Origin of the sequence: Hymenobacter sp. 5516J-16 (genome assembly GCF_022919335.1) — a bacterium.
GTDB lineage: Bacteria > Bacteroidota > Bacteroidia > Cytophagales > Hymenobacteraceae > Hymenobacter > Hymenobacter sublimis.
Genome location: NZ_CP095058.1, coordinates 3,391,795 through 3,404,890 on the forward strand (window position 1 = coordinate 3,391,795; position 13,096 = coordinate 3,404,890).

The 13,096-nt window shown below is 57.4% G+C and carries 17 protein-coding genes; 8 read left to right on the plus strand and 9 right to left on the minus strand.

Annotation, left to right across the window (positions count from 1 at the left end):
- Nucleotides 1-55: 55 nt before the first annotated feature.
- Both MUN84_RS23135 and MUN84_RS16860 read right to left on the minus strand, forming a co-directional pair.
- Nucleotides 56-190, minus strand: a complete 135-nt coding sequence (locus MUN84_RS23135; protein WP_262920554.1) for an alpha/beta fold hydrolase — start codon at nt 188-190, stop codon at nt 56-58.
- Nucleotides 181-759: an alpha/beta hydrolase gene (locus MUN84_RS16860; protein ID WP_317239229.1), complete on the minus strand. Its 579-nt coding sequence runs from the start codon at nt 757-759 to the stop codon at nt 181-183. The genes MUN84_RS23135 and MUN84_RS16860 overlap by 10 nt, the downstream gene beginning before the upstream one ends.
- A 333-nt stretch (nt 760-1,092) precedes the next feature.
- Here MUN84_RS16860 and MUN84_RS23140 point away from each other — a divergent pair, with 333 nt between their 5' ends.
- From MUN84_RS23140 to MUN84_RS16875, 6 genes are all read left to right on the plus strand, one after another.
- Complete coding sequence (locus tag MUN84_RS23140) at nt 1,093-1,806, plus strand: xanthine dehydrogenase family protein molybdopterin-binding subunit (RefSeq protein WP_262920555.1); 714 nt, start codon at nt 1,093-1,095, stop codon at nt 1,804-1,806.
- Between the two features lie 79 nt (nt 1,807-1,885).
- Entirely contained in the window at nt 1,886-2,395 is a 510-nt protein-coding gene (locus tag MUN84_RS24115; RefSeq protein WP_317238992.1) for a molybdopterin cofactor-binding domain-containing protein, read from the plus strand.
- A complete protein-coding gene (locus tag MUN84_RS24120) occupies nt 2,380-2,823 on the plus strand; it encodes a molybdopterin cofactor-binding domain-containing protein (protein WP_317238993.1) in 444 nt (147 codons plus the stop codon). Before MUN84_RS24115 ends, MUN84_RS24120 begins: the two co-directional genes overlap by 16 nt.
- The gene (locus MUN84_RS23150) at nt 2,823-3,329 is read left to right on the plus strand and encodes a xanthine dehydrogenase family protein molybdopterin-binding subunit (RefSeq protein ID WP_262920556.1); all 507 of its coding nucleotides are present in this window, start codon (nt 2,823-2,825) and stop codon (nt 3,327-3,329) included. Before MUN84_RS24120 ends, MUN84_RS23150 begins: the two co-directional genes overlap by 1 nt.
- Nucleotides 3,330-3,488: 159 nt before the next feature.
- Nucleotides 3,489-3,875: a hypothetical protein gene (locus MUN84_RS16870; RefSeq protein WP_244695181.1), complete on the plus strand. Its 387-nt coding sequence runs from the start codon at nt 3,489-3,491 to the stop codon at nt 3,873-3,875.
- Nucleotides 3,876-3,892: 17 nt separating this feature from the next.
- Entirely contained in the window at nt 3,893-5,059 is a 1,167-nt protein-coding gene (locus MUN84_RS16875) for a M28 family metallopeptidase (RefSeq protein ID WP_244695182.1), read from the plus strand.
- Between the two features lie 245 nt (nt 5,060-5,304).
- Here the strand turns inward: MUN84_RS16875 and MUN84_RS16880 are convergent, their stop codons facing one another.
- From MUN84_RS16880 to MUN84_RS16905, 6 genes are all read right to left on the minus strand, one after another.
- On the minus strand, nt 5,305-5,883 hold the full coding sequence (locus MUN84_RS16880) for a carbohydrate-binding protein (RefSeq protein ID WP_244698971.1): 579 nt from the start codon (nt 5,881-5,883) through the stop codon (nt 5,305-5,307).
- Complete coding sequence (locus tag MUN84_RS16885; protein WP_244695183.1) at nt 5,769-6,761, minus strand: family 16 glycosylhydrolase; 993 nt, start codon at nt 6,759-6,761, stop codon at nt 5,769-5,771. Before MUN84_RS16885 ends, MUN84_RS16880 begins: the two co-directional genes overlap by 115 nt.
- Before the next feature lie 506 nt (nt 6,762-7,267).
- Nucleotides 7,268-7,708: a hypothetical protein gene (locus MUN84_RS16890; RefSeq protein WP_244695184.1), complete on the minus strand. Its 441-nt coding sequence runs from the start codon at nt 7,706-7,708 to the stop codon at nt 7,268-7,270.
- Nucleotides 7,709-7,949: 241 nt separating this feature from the next.
- A complete protein-coding gene (locus MUN84_RS16895; RefSeq protein WP_244695185.1) occupies nt 7,950-8,810 on the minus strand; it encodes a dienelactone hydrolase family protein in 861 nt (286 codons plus the stop codon).
- 81 nt (nt 8,811-8,891) lie between these two features.
- On the minus strand, nt 8,892-9,263 hold the full coding sequence (locus MUN84_RS16900; RefSeq protein ID WP_244695186.1) for a cupin domain-containing protein: 372 nt from the start codon (nt 9,261-9,263) through the stop codon (nt 8,892-8,894).
- A 181-nt stretch (nt 9,264-9,444) separates the two neighbouring features.
- On the minus strand, nt 9,445-9,705 hold the full coding sequence (locus MUN84_RS16905; protein ID WP_244695187.1) for a Kazal-type serine protease inhibitor domain-containing protein: 261 nt from the start codon (nt 9,703-9,705) through the stop codon (nt 9,445-9,447).
- A gap of 251 nt (nt 9,706-9,956) precedes the next feature.
- On the opposite strand from MUN84_RS16905, the gene MUN84_RS24125 reads away from it, so the two are divergent.
- Entirely contained in the window at nt 9,957-10,391 is a 435-nt protein-coding gene (locus MUN84_RS24125) for a CsbD family protein (protein WP_311136877.1), read from the plus strand.
- 194 nt (nt 10,392-10,585) lie between these two features.
- A complete protein-coding gene (locus tag MUN84_RS16915) occupies nt 10,586-10,945 on the plus strand; it encodes a YtxH domain-containing protein (RefSeq protein WP_244695188.1) in 360 nt (119 codons plus the stop codon).
- A gap of 554 nt (nt 10,946-11,499) precedes the next feature.
- Here the strand turns inward: MUN84_RS16915 and lysS are convergent.
- Nucleotides 11,500-13,062, minus strand: coding sequence for a lysine--tRNA ligase (gene lysS, locus MUN84_RS16920; RefSeq protein WP_244695189.1), 1,563 nt, complete (start codon nt 13,060-13,062; stop codon nt 11,500-11,502).
- Nucleotides 13,063-13,096 lie beyond the last annotated feature (34 nt).

Below are 13,096 nucleotides of genomic sequence, written 5' to 3' on the forward strand. Positions count from 1 at the left end.
GATGCACAAAATTTCCGGCCAGGCATCCGCCCGCCAGGTTAGCCGCTGCCGGGTTCTAGGCGTGAACGAAGGAGTCCATGACGCTAAGCATTTCGCTTGGGGCGCTAACGTGGGGGCAGTGGCCGGCCACGGGCAGCGTAACCAAGGTAGCATGAGGAATAGCCGCGCGCAGATAGTCGCCTACCTCCAAGGGGCAATCAGGTCCTGGGCGCATTGTACCAGCAGGCAAGGCACTTGTAGCTTCGTCACGTCCAGGCGGTTATCGGAGAGGAATGTAACGCGGGCAAACTCCTTGGCAATGGACGGGTCATTCTGGCAGAAGCTATGAATAAGAGACGCGGATAGTGAAGGCTGATCGGGTGAGCCCATCAGAAACGGCACAAAAGAATCTACCCACCCCACGTAATCCTTTTCCATGTAGGCTAGCATCTGCTCAATATCCGTCTGCTCGAAGCCACCGTGGTACTCGGCCTCGTTCAGGTAGCACGGCGAGGGACAAACCAGCATCAACTGCCGGAAATAAGCCGGCTCCCGGATGGCCGCCAGCACCCCAATCATGGCCCCTACGGAGTGCCCAATCAGCGTAACCTGGGTGAGACGCAGGTGCTGACAAATTTCCAGAATATCCTGGGCGTAACCATCCAGGGACGTATATTTTTGCGAAGTGTAGGTAGAGGTGTCCGAGAGGCCGGTCCCAACGTGGTCAAAGAGCACCAGCTGAAACTGCTCGGAAAAAGCGGGAATAATATAGCGCCAAATGCTTTGGTCGCACCCGAAGCCATTGACAAAAAGTAAGGTCTGGGGCCATGCCCGAGCACCCGCACATTGTTGCGTTTGAGGATGTTCATAGTGAGTTACTGACTAGCGGCATAAGACGCTGCATGAAACTTACGCACAGATATACGAGAAACAGTTTCCTTTCTTTTCAATAAGGTAACAAGAAGACTACCTAGGTAGGTAAAGCACGCCCGGTAAGGAGTAGGTTCCAACGGTTCTGCAGCTTTCCTGCCAGCTGCTCCGTATGGCTAGAAGGCGCGGGTTATCCTGCGGTTGGGTGCCGGCCCGGAGCCGGTGGGATATGTTGTCGTGCGCATGGAAAATCACCTCTTTGCTTCTCCTGCCCTGGGAGCTCCGCTCAACCGGGTAGATGGCCACCTAAAAGTAACCGGGCAGGCGCGGTACGCCGCCGAACACGCCGTGCCCGGCGTAGTGCATGGCGTGCTTTTAACCAGTACTATTGCCCGGGGCCGCATTAAAACCCTGGATACGAAGGCGGCCGAAAAAGCGCCGGGGGTGCTGGCCGTACTTACCTACCGCAACTCGCCGGGCGTGCCCGCCTACCAGGACGCCGCTGCCAACAACAACCCTCGGCTGGCTGGGCAGGAGTTGCGCGTCTTCCACGACGACCAGATTCACTTTAGCAACCAGCCCGTCGCCTTGGCCATTGCCGCTACCCTAGAGCAGGCCCAGCACGCGGCCACTTTAGTACGGGTGCAGTATGAAGGAACCCCACCCGAAACCAACTTGGCCGAGCACCGTGCCCGGGCCCACAAGCCCCAAAAAGCCGACGACTACCTGCGCGGCCAAGCCAATGCCTACCAGCAGGCGCCGGTGCGGGTGGAGCAGGAATACCGCACGCCGGTGCAAGTGCATAATCCCCTGGAGCCCCACGCCGCTATTGCCCGCTGGGACGGTCCGCGGCTGACGGTGTACAACAAAACCCAGGCACCGGCCCTGGCCCGCCAGGACCTGATGCGCATGTTTAAGCTACCCCGGATGCGGTGCAGGTACATTCTCCCTTCGTAGGTGGGGCCTTCGGGGGGCTTCCCGCATCTGGCCCCAGGAGGTAGCCGCTATTCTGGGGGCGCGGCTGGTAGGGCGGCCCGTGAAGGTGGCCCTCACGCGCAGCCAGATGTTTAATTTGGTTGGCTACCGGCCGCATTCCATCCAGCGAGTTGGGTTGGGCGCTACCCCCGACGGCCAGCTTACGGGCATCACCCACGAAGCCGTTGGGCAGACGTCCCGCCACGAGGAGTTTACGGAGCGCATCGTAGACCCCACCAAATCGGCCTACCAGTGTGCTAACCTCAACACGCGGTACCAGCTTGTGCCCCTGGATCTGAGTACCCCCGCCTGGACGCGCGGCCCCGGCGAAGCCAGCGGCTCCTTTGCCCTAGAATCGGCCATGGATGAGCTAGCGGTGGCTTTGCGCCTGGATCCGCTGGCCTTGCGCCTGAAGAACTTCGCCGCCACCGACCCCGTGGGCGACAAGCCCTGGTCGAGCAACCAGTTGCGGGCCTGTTATGAGCGCGGAGCCGAGCGCTTCGGCTGGAACAAGCGCCCCGCCGAGCCCGCGCTACCCGGCAGGGCGAGTGGCTGGTGGGCTGGGGCATGAGCATGGGCATCTATAAGGCGGAGCGAACTAAGGCCGCCGCCCGCGCCCAGCTTTTCGCCGATGGCCGTCTGCTGATGCAAAGCGCCACGGCCGACGTAGGGCCGGGCACGGCCACCATCATGAGCCAGATTGCGGCCGCGGCCAGCGGGGTACCCGTGCAACACATCCGCTTCGAGCTGGGCGACTCATCTTTGCCGCCCGCGCCGGGGCAGTTTGGCTCCCACACGGCAGCCTCGGTAGGGGCCGCGGTGCACGCGGCGGGCAAGGCCCTGCAAGAGCAGCTGCTGGAGCTGGCTGCCCGCGCTCCTGTCTGGGCCAAGTACCGCCTACAACCCACCGACCTAGTGGCCGAAGACGGCGCCGTACGAATCAAGCGCACCCCGGTACGGCCCTTTCCTACGCCGCCATTCTGCGCGAACACAGCTTAATGGGCCTCGATCTGTCGCGGGAAGTGGATAAAGGGCCGGAGCAGGAAGCCCACTCTGGTAAGTCCTTCTGCGCCAACTTTGTGGAAGTGCGCGTGCACGAGCCGACGGGTACGGTGCGGGTTAGCCGGGTAGTGTCGGCCTTGGATGTGGGACGGGTGCTCAACCCTAAAACCGCCCGCAGCCAGGTGTACGGCTCCGTGGTCTGGGGCATTGGCATGGCCCTGCTGGAAGAAGCGCGCCTGGACCACCGCTACGGCCGCTTCGTGAATAACCAACTGGCTGAGTACCACGTGCCCGTCAGTGCCGACGTGCCCGACATCGACGTACTATTCATCGACGAGCCCGACCCGCACCTCAACCCCATGGGTGCCAAAGGCCTGGGAGAAATTGGGTTGATCGGCTTTACGGCCGCCGTGGCCAACGCCGTGTATCACGCTACCGGTCAGCGCATCCGCGAGCTGCCTATCACGCCTGATAAGCTGCTAAAAGGTAGCGCCCGAAGTTGATGGCCGGGCGGGTAGGGTAGCAGTAGCTGGCGGCTGTTTCTACGGGGCAGGGTGGTTGAGTGCGTAAGTCAGGTGAGGCGGGTAGGAGGTGGTGCGCAACGTGCGCGGGGTTTTCGGTACTTTAGAGGCGGTACTAATTTTCTCAACCTTCCTTCTCCGATGCATACACTCCGACTCCTTGCCCTGGCCTCGGGCCTGGTGGCCGCTACCCCGGCCTTGGCCCAGCAAGGCACCAAAGCCGACCCAACCGTACTCGCTAAAATCAAGGATGAGGGCCTGAACCGCTCCAAAGTGATGGAAACGGCCTTTTACCTTACGGATGTATGCGGTCCGCGCCTGGCTAACTCCGAGGGCCTGAACCGCGCCAACCAGTGGACCCAGAAGCAGCTAACCAGCTGGGGCCTCACCAAAGCCACTATTGAGCCCTGGGGTACTTTCGGCCGCGGCTGGGACATTGAGAAGTCGTACGTGGCCATGACGGCCCCTACTACCACACCCTCATCGGGGCTCCTAAAGCCTGGACGCCCAGCACCAACGGCCCTCTGAAAAAGCAGGTAGTAGTAGTGAAAGCCACCACGGAAGCCGAGCTGGACAAATACAAAGGCCAACTGCGCGACAAAATTGTGCTGCTAGATGTAGCGGCTCCCAAAATTGGTTTCGAGCCGGATGCCAAACGCTACACGGCCGAGGAGCTGCAGAAAATGGCTGACTACAAGCTGGAAGCGGCGGCAGCTGCTCCCAACTCGGCGGAAATGGAGCAGCGCCTGGCTGCCCGCCGGACCATGCTAGCCTTGCGCACCAAACTATCGGATATGATTCTGAGCGAGGGCGCCGCTGCCATTCTCAGCAGCCGGGGCGGCTCCGATGGTACGTTCTTCACCTCCAACGGCGCCCCGTATGCCGCCGATGCCAAGCCGGTTCTGCCTGAGCTGGAAATGGCTCCCGAGGACCAACTGCGCCTCATCCGCCTTGCCGAAGCCGGCATTCCCGTGGAACTGGAACTCGAAACCCGCACCCGTTTCCAGAGTCAGGACTTAAAGGGTTACAACGTGGTAGCTGAAATTCCGGGCACCGACAAGAAGCTGAAAAGCGAGGTAGTGATGCTGGGGGCGCACATTGATTCCTGGCACGCTGCCACCGGCGCCACCGACAATGCCGCTGGCTGCGCCGTGATGATGGAAGCCGTCCGGATTCTGAAGGCCGCGGGCGTGCAGCCTCGCCGTACCATCCGCATTGCCTTGTGGGGCGAGGAGGAACAGGGCCTGTTTGGCTCGCGAGGCTACGTGAAAAACCACTTCGCCGACCCCGCTACCATGAAACTGCTGCCCGAGCACGAAAAGCTGGCCGCTTACTTTAACCTCGATAACGGCGCCGGTAAAATCCGGGGCATCTATGCCCAGGGCAACGAGGCCGCGGCGCCCATCTTCCAGGAGTGGCTCAAGCCCTTCGCCGATATGGGCGCTACCACCGTTACCCTGCGCAACACCGGCGGCACCGACCACCTCTCTTTTGACGCGGTGGGCCTACCGGGTTTTCAGTTTATTCAGGACCCGCTGGACTACGGCACCCGCACCCACCACACCAACATGGACACCTACGAGCGCCTACCTGCCGACGATATGAAGCAGGCCTCCGTGCTGGTGGCTTCCTTTGTGTACCAAGCCGCTATGCGCGACCAAAAGCTGCCCCGCAAGCCGCTACCGGCCGCCAAGCCGGAACAGCGGATGTAAGCAGTGAAACGGTAACTAAGTGAGTTGTTATGGGTAGATAGGGCCAACCCTGTTTTCCCTACTTAAACAAACAAGCCCTTACCTCTATGTCGGAGGTAAGGGCTTGTTTGTTTAAGTAAAGTCTGGTAGAAGAACGAAAATAGGGTGCCGGTGTCCTCGCCGCTGCTTTTCTTCCCGGAGGAAGCGAAGTAGCAGGCTTTCTGATTGTGGCACCTCACTCAGGCACTCAGTCAGCGTTTCACTGCTTACTGCACCACCAGCTTTTGCACCGATTTGCCGGTGGCGCTGCTTACCTGAATCAGGTATAGGCCGCTGCGCAGGGGTAGGTCTTTGCCTACTTTCACCTCTGAGCCGAAAGCTGTCGTCTGCCACACCTGCTTGCCCTGGGCATCCAGAATCTGCACTTGGGTTGGTAGTAGGTCGGCGGTGGGAAGCTGGATGGTAAGGGCGGAACCGGCTGCGTAAGGATTCGGATAGACGCTGAAGGGTTTGTCTTGCTCAGTGGTAGCAGCCGTGGCGGTGATAGCGGCGGGACGAGCTGCTGCCTTGGTAATCCGAATCCAGTTGAGGTTCCAGCCGCCAGTCTGGGCGAATACGCCGAAGTTGTAAGTACCCGCATTCACGGTTACGGTTCTCGATACGGTCGTCCAGTTCTGCCAGCCGCCGGTGGCCGGAATGGTGGTGTTGCCCAGCTGAATAGCGCCAGCGTTCAAATCAGAAGAAAGAGTGCCGCCGCTGGGGCTAGCCACGCGGTACTCAATGGTATAGGTCCCGGTGGTTGGGAAGTTGATGGCGTTGTAGGCCATCCAGTCGCCGGCATCAATGTAGGACACGTTCTGGCCCCGCCCGCGTCGGTGGTGGTTTCCAGCTGTACGCCGTTCATGGAGCTGTAGCTTTCGGCCTGAATGGTGGTGCTGGAGGTAGTAGGTGGGGGAGTGGTAGTGCCCGACTTCTGATACACCCGCACGTAATCGACGAACATGGTGGCGGGTAGCTTGCTTTCGTCCACGGTCTGGCCGGGCCAGTTGCCGGCTACGGCCAAGTTCAGCAGCAGGAAGAAGGGCCGCTGGAATTCTTCGGTGCCGCCCGTGCTGTTCGTGATGTTGATTTCGTGGTACTTCACCCCGTCCACGAACCAGCGGATGTAGGTAGGCTCCCACTCAATGGAGTAGGTGTGGTAATCTTGGGGTGTAGTGATGATGTTGCCACCGTATTCGGCGTGGCCGTTGTTGTCCCAGTGCACAGTGCCGTATACTTTGTTCTCGGCGTTGATGTGCTCCATCACGTCAATTTCGCCGCAGGCCGGCCAGCTTACCGTGTTGATGTTGGCACCCAGCATCCAGAAGGCTGGCCACAGGCCCTGGCCCAGGGGCAGCTTCATGCGGGCCTCAATCTTGCCATACTTAAACTCCTTGAGCCCCTGCGTTTTCATGCGCGAGGAGGTGTAGGGCATGCCGCCTACAGTTTCTTTGCGGGCTGTAATCTGCAGGATGCCGTTGACAACGGTTGTGTTAGCGCGCTGGTAATATTGCTTCTCGTTGTTGCCCCAGCCGCCCCCGCCGGTTTCAAATACCCAGCTGGAGCTAATGCCGTTGGTGAATTCATCGGCCCATACCTGCTGGTAGGTTTGGGCGTGGGAAGGAGCGGAGCCGAGCACGCATAGTGCAGCCGCTCCCAAAAGGGAGGTAAACCGGTGTTTCATTGGTTGTGTGGGAATTGGTGGATTGGTAAGTAGAGCAGCGGGGAAGCCAGCAGCGGCCGGCAGCGCAAGGGGCAGGTTGCAGGCGAGTGCCCAAGGGTAGAGCACGCATCTGCAACCTAACAACCTGAAGTAGCGCAAAACCAGGTGTATAACCCGGCGGAAGTAGCCAAATATATCGGCCGGCTAGGCAGAAACGCAAGGCCCTAAACGGCCCCAACACGCGGCATCGCTAGGAGGCAGCAACCCGTTTATACACTTACAACACATGCCCAACGCACGCATTTTCCGGGTCAGCAAGCCCCAACCCACCTGGATAGCTCAGCCGTGCCGGCATCTAAAAAACACGTAAAAAATTGTCCAATTGCCAAAGTTTTCTACAATTCCTTACCGCTCTCAGTTTGGCAGAAGGTAAAGCCCTGGAGGTGGCGCTACGCTTTAAACCAAAACAGCCCACGGCGCAGAAGGCGGTGGGCTGTAGAAAAAAAGCTACTCCAGGTTAATTCAGATTAGCAGGGTGTAGAAAGTTCTATGCTTTCCAGGAGCCCGTTGTGAAAGAACAGCGACCAGGTGTAGTCGTTGGGGACCTGCGCGCTTTCCAGCAATATCAGCACGCGCTGGCCCTTCTTGTACACATCCACTATGCTCTGCTTTTTCACGGCCTGTGGAAATACGTTGGCCAAGCTTACCAGGGTAGTGGCGCGACTTAGCCGAAGGCCTGCACTCCGTAGTTCCAGATCCGGGTGGCGGTTGAAATCAAGCGACGTGACAACGGCTGTGTCGCCGTACACCTCCGTGCAGCTTCTGCTATAGTATGCGCATTTAAATGGCCGGTTGTGATAATAAGGCATGCAGTAGTCCATTATGTCCGGAGCCACGAGGCTGTCAGGTCGGCCTAGTACCTTATACAGTCCGGCGGTAGTGCCTACCAAATGCTGGGTGCCATTCAAGGTAACCTCGTCGGAATCAATAAACTCAATAGGTCCAGGGGCAGGTGGAGCCGGGCTATGAGCGGCGGGAATGGTAACGGCAGGACTTGGCGCTGCTACCGGCATTCCATCAGCGGAGCCGGATTTTTGACAGCTAACAAGAAGTGCTCCAGCTACCAACAATGGGTATATGTTGAGAGCCAACCAGTTCCTCATGAATAGAAATAGAATAACGTGCGGGAGAAAATACCCTGATTAACAATTAGCCTAGCTTCTTTTTAAAGAGCTTCAGGGTCCGGTTCCAGGCCAAATTAGCGGCCTCGGCATTGTAACGAGCCGGGGAGGAATCGTTGTTGAAAGCGTGGTTGACGCCGGGGTATACATACTGTTCGTACTTCACGCCGACTGCTTTCAGCGCGGCCTCATAAGCGTCTTTGCCAGCATTTACTCGCTCATCGAGGCCCGCATAGTGCAGCAGCAGTGCGGCTTTGATATTGGGTACGTCCTGGGCGGGCGGCTGGGTGCCGTAGTAAGCCACGGCCGCGTCCAATTGGGCATCATGGGTAGCAAGACTGTTGGCCATGGCGCCACCCCAGCAGAAGCCCACGCAGCCAGTTTTGCCATTTGAGTCGGTCCGCTGGCGCAAGTAGCGCAGGGCCGCCAGGTAGTTTCCCAGGTTCTGCTGCTTATCGAGCTTACCGATGAGCGTGCGGCCCTCGTCCTCGTTGGCCGGCGTGCCCCCGAACACCGACAGGGCATCAACTCCCAGGGCCAGATAGCCAGCCTTAGCTACGCGGCGCGTTACATCCTTGATGTGCGGGGTCAGGCCGCGGTTTTCATGGATTACTACCACGGTCCCGCGTTTCTTCTTGCCCTTAGGACGCACCAAATACCCTTTCATGGTTACGCCGGCCTCGCCGGGCCAGGTTACCTCCTCGGTCACTAGGTCCTCATCGTCGGTGGGTACGGTAGCAGCTTGGGCGTAGCCGGGCTCCAGCACGGCCAGGGCTGCAACCGCCAATGCCGTACCACCCGCCAGCTTCACTAGGCGGTCCAGAAACTCCTTACGGGTTAGGGGGGCGTGCGTATACTCGTCGAAAAGGTTGATAATGCGCTGATCCATAAGGAAGAGGGTGAGTGACAGGGAAGGCTACTTAGCGTAGACCTCAGGAAGATAGGGCAATTCCTCCCGGCTTATATAAGGTTACTCGTCCTCCCGGTGCACAGTAGCCGGGCTGAAGGCCGGCACGCAAATCGACCAGTACTCGCACTCGGCATCAAACGGGTTTGAGTAGCGCACCCGGGCACCCGCCTTAATCAGCAACGATTCACCCGCACTCAGCTCAATCACGTCGCCGTCTACCTCAAACCGCTTCCGGCCCCGCACGATGATGGTTACTTCATCAAATTCCGGCTGCTGGTGAGGTTCACTCCACTGGGGCGGAGCCACCATATGGGCTACACTGTACTGGCCCGTGCCTGTGCTGGCATGGCCAATGTGCTCCTCTATAAGTTTACCATCGGTGGTAGGTACCACAAATGGGTTTTGCTGACGGAAATAACGCTTCTCAGCCATAGGTAGGAAAATCTAGAATGAAAAGGCACCTCAAAGGGCCTTGGTCCTGCAAGCTACAACCCGCCAGGAGAATGTATTCCCAGCAGCTTGCACCGACAGCCCAGACCAGCAAACCCTGTAAGCGGAAGCTGCCTACCCAATGCGGCAGTAGCTTCTTCGGCCCATCTTATAGATGAACACCTTATTTACTACTACCTTGGGGTTGCCCGGTGCCAGCACAGGCGCCTTTGGTGGAGCTAGTTACGCCTGCGTTGGTAGCCTGGCAGGCATTGCCATAAGTTTTGCCGTCGCAGCCGCATACTGGGTCGTACTGCATGGTACACATGGCGTCCTTTCGAATTTTGCTGGCATCAATGCAGGGTGTTTGCGCAGAAGGTGCTACCCCCTGTTGGCAGGCGCCCAAGGGGAGTAAAAACAAGGCAAGAAGGAAGATTTTGTGCATCAGGCAAAGGAAAGAGGAGTTCTAGAATTTAGACTACGGCAAGCCGTGAGCTTCGAATAAGATTCGGGCAATATTATAAGTTGCTAATTTTTATATTGAGGCAAAACCTCGGTAACATCTGTCCGTATAGCTGCCCATATCCGGTACCCAATCTCCTCATTACGGGGTAGCAACTGGTCCTTAGTGGCCTGGAATACCGGGGTTTACCCTTGAACCCTATTTTTTCACTCCCTTTCTCTCCCCTACGAATCATGTCATATCACGAAGAAGACAACTCGGGCAAAATTCTCCTCGCTGCTCTGGCCGGTGCCGGTGCTGGCATCATTGCCGGCCTGCTGATGGCTCCCGATAAAGGCACGGCTACCCGCAGCAAGCTGGGCAGCGCTGCTACCAAATACAGCGGTCAGCTGGGCGAGCAGCTCTCTAAATACGGCGAAGACCTCGACTCGAAGTTCAAAGGTTACATCGAAAAGCTGGAAGACCTGGGCATCACTGGTGCTGGCTCCAAGCTGAAGCTGAAAGGCAACTGGGATGAAGCCAAAGGCAAGCTGAAGCAGCAGTACGCTCAGCTCACCGACGAAGACCTGGAGTACGCTGAAGGCCAAGGCGATGAGCTAATCGGCCGCCTGCAGAACAAGCTCGGCAAAGCCAAGCAAGAAGTAGTAAAGCTGCTCAACGACCTGTAAGCTAAGCTTACAAGCAACCGAAAAAGCCCCAACCTTTAAATGAGGTTGGGGCTTTTTGCTGCCCAGTGGCTTCAAGTAGGTACACCTACTCTGCTCCGCATGGCCTAAGCAAAACAACTGTCTCTTTATTCGCGTTACTACTACCCCGGTGCGTCGCCGGACGGTTGTATTCTCACCTCAATTTCTTCCGCCTCATGCAAGACACGAAAGGCAAAGTAATACTCTCCCTGCTGGTCGGGGCTACGGCTGGTGTAGTAGCCGGGCTACTGTTGGCCCCTGAAACTGGCGACGACACGCGCAGCAACCTTAAGAAATCGGCCGCCAAGTGGACGGACGATCTAAGCAAGCTGCTCAAGCAGGGGCAGGCTCGTTTGGGCGCCCTTCAGAGTGAAGGCGCCATTTCCGAGCAATTGCACACTGACCGCACGGCCGCTGACAGCCTGCTGAATTCACTCAGTGATTCGGCCTATGAGATATCAACTTCTAATGAAGTTGATTCTGACTACGATGGGGTAGGGGGCGATTCCCGACACTACCCAGGTTATAAGTTCTGATAATTTTTTTTTAGGAATGTTGTAACCCCACGCCAACAACCCCGTTAAAGAATATACAATCGGCTTGAAAGAAGATTGGAGAAGTTATAGCAAGTAAAATTGCCGACTCGTTGAGCTTCTGACAGGATATGGTTAAACAGCCCGTCAGCAAAATCGAACGCTGTCCATCGCAAGCTTCTTGGATAACCCCAATCGGAAGGGTAAGCCATTTGTACTAAACGGAAAGCCTCTCGCCATTCATATAGCGGGAGGCTTTCTTAGTTTAGGTCGGTTCGCCTTGTGAAGAAATTTTTCCTCCGGTGTAACCTTGTTTTACCTGCCACGTTAAAGAACACATAACCGGCTTACAAGAAGTTGGATACGCACCTGTTGTAAAATTGCCGGCTGTAGAGCTTCTGCAAAGGAATGGTTAACAAACCTTAGCAGTAAAATCGTACATGCTCATCGCAAGCTTCTTCAGGCAAAGGCTACTCAACGGACAGAATTAGTCAGTTAAAAAAGAAAGCCTCCCGCTATATCAGCGGGAGGCTTTCTGACTTTTAACGGGTAGGCGACTACGCTTCTGCCTCCGGCTTCGGTGCATTTTCGGACTTTGTGTACTCCGGCTTCATTTGCGGGAAGAACAGCACGTCCTGAATAGAGTTGGAGTTGGTCATAATCATGCTTAACCGGTCGATGCCAATACCTAAGCCGGCCGTAGGGGGCATACCATATTCCAGGGCCCGGAGGAAGTCTTCGTCCAACACCATAGCTTCCGTATCGCCGCGTTTACCAAGCTCCAATTGGTCCTCAAAACGCTGGCGCTGGTCAATAGGGTCGTTGAGCTCCGAGAAGGCATTGCAGATTTCCTTGCCGTTGCAAATGGCCTCAAACCGCTCTACCAAACCTGGCTTGCTCCGGTGCTTCTTGGCCAGCGGCGACATCTCCACGGGGTAGTCGGTAATGAAGGTGGGCTGAATCAGCTTGGGCTCCACATGCTCCCCAAAGATTTCGTCGATGATTTTGGCTTTGCCCATGCTGGGGTCCAACCCTACTTTCAGGTCCTTGGCGGCAGCGCGCAGCTCCTCTTCGCTCTTGCCATCGATATTGAAGCCCGTGAAGTGCTCGATGGATTCGGCCATGGTGAAGCGCTTCCAGGGGCGCTGGAAGTTGATGAGGTTTTCGCCCACCTGCACCTCGGTTTTGCCGTGTAGGGCCAAGGCTACGCGCTCTACCATTTCCTCCACTAGGTCCATCATCCAGTAGTAGTCCTTGTAGGCTACGTACAGCTCCATCTGGGTAAATTCCGGGTTGTGGAACCGGCTCATGCCTTCGTTGCGGAAGTCCTTCGAGAATTCGTACACCCCATCAAAGCCACCCACAATGAGGCGCTTTAAGTACAGCTCGTTGGCAATACGCAGATACAGCGTCATGTCCAGCGTGTTGTGGTGGGTTTTGAAGGGCCGGGCGGCGGCCCCACCGTATAGGGGCTGCAGGATAGGGGTTTCTACCTCCAGGTAGCCTTTGTCGTTGAGGTAGTTGCGCATGGCCTGCACCAGCTGGGTCCGCTTCACGAAGGCGTCGCGCACGTGCGGGTTTACTACCAGGTCCACGTAGCGCTGGCGGTAGCGCTGCTCCGGGTCGGAAAAGGCATCGTAAGTGATTTTCTCGCCGGTGGCCTCATCGGTGCGCTCCTTCACCACAGGCAAGGGGCGCAGACTCTTGCTTAGCAGCGTGAAGCCGGTTACATGGATGGAGGTTTCGCCTACCATCGTTTTGAATACGTGACCTTTCACGCCCACGAAGTCGCCGAGGTCTACCAGTTTCTTGAAGACGGTGTTGTACAGCTCCTTGTCCTCGCCCGGGCAGATTTCGTCGCGGTTGATGTAGAGCTGAATACGGCCCGAAGCGTCCTGCAACTCCGCGAACGAGGCTTTGCCTTTCACCCGAATCGACATCAGGCGGCCGGCCAGGCTTACGTCCTGAAAGTTGTTGAGCTCGGGGTGGTAGTTCTCGAGAATTTCCTGGGCGTAGAAGTTCACGTCGAACAGCTCGGAGGGGTAGGGCTCAATGCCGAGCTTCTGGAGCTCTTCCAATTTGCCACGACGGATTATCTCCTGTTCGCTGAGGTGCTGCATGGTGCGATGGGTAAAAACAAGGCCCACACGGGGC

Coding starts and splice junctions, on each gene's coding strand:
- MUN84_RS16905 (WP_244695187.1), bottom strand. CDS start 9,705: ATGCACAAAATCTTCCTTCTTGCCTTGTTTTTACTCCCCTTGGGCGCC.
- MUN84_RS16895 (WP_244695185.1), bottom strand. CDS start 8,810: ATGGATCAGCGCATTATCAACCTTTTCGACGAGTATACGCACGCCCCC.
- MUN84_RS24125 (WP_311136877.1), top strand. CDS start 9,957: ATGTCATATCACGAAGAAGACAACTCGGGCAAAATTCTCCTCGCTGCT.
- MUN84_RS16885 (WP_244695183.1), bottom strand. CDS start 6,761: ATGAAACACCGGTTTACCTCCCTTTTGGGAGCGGCTGCACTATGCGTG.
- MUN84_RS16870 (WP_244695181.1), top strand. CDS start 3,489: ATGCATACACTCCGACTCCTTGCCCTGGCCTCGGGCCTGGTGGCCGCT.
- MUN84_RS23150 (WP_262920556.1), top strand. CDS start 2,823: ATGGGCCTCGATCTGTCGCGGGAAGTGGATAAAGGGCCGGAGCAGGAA.
- MUN84_RS23140 (WP_262920555.1), top strand. CDS start 1,093: ATGGAAAATCACCTCTTTGCTTCTCCTGCCCTGGGAGCTCCGCTCAAC.
- MUN84_RS16915 (WP_244695188.1), top strand. CDS start 10,586: ATGCAAGACACGAAAGGCAAAGTAATACTCTCCCTGCTGGTCGGGGCT.
- lysS (WP_244695189.1), bottom strand. CDS start 13,062: ATGCAGCACCTCAGCGAACAGGAGATAATCCGTCGTGGCAAATTGGAA.
- MUN84_RS16900 (WP_244695186.1), bottom strand. CDS start 9,263: ATGGCTGAGAAGCGTTATTTCCGTCAGCAAAACCCATTTGTGGTACCT.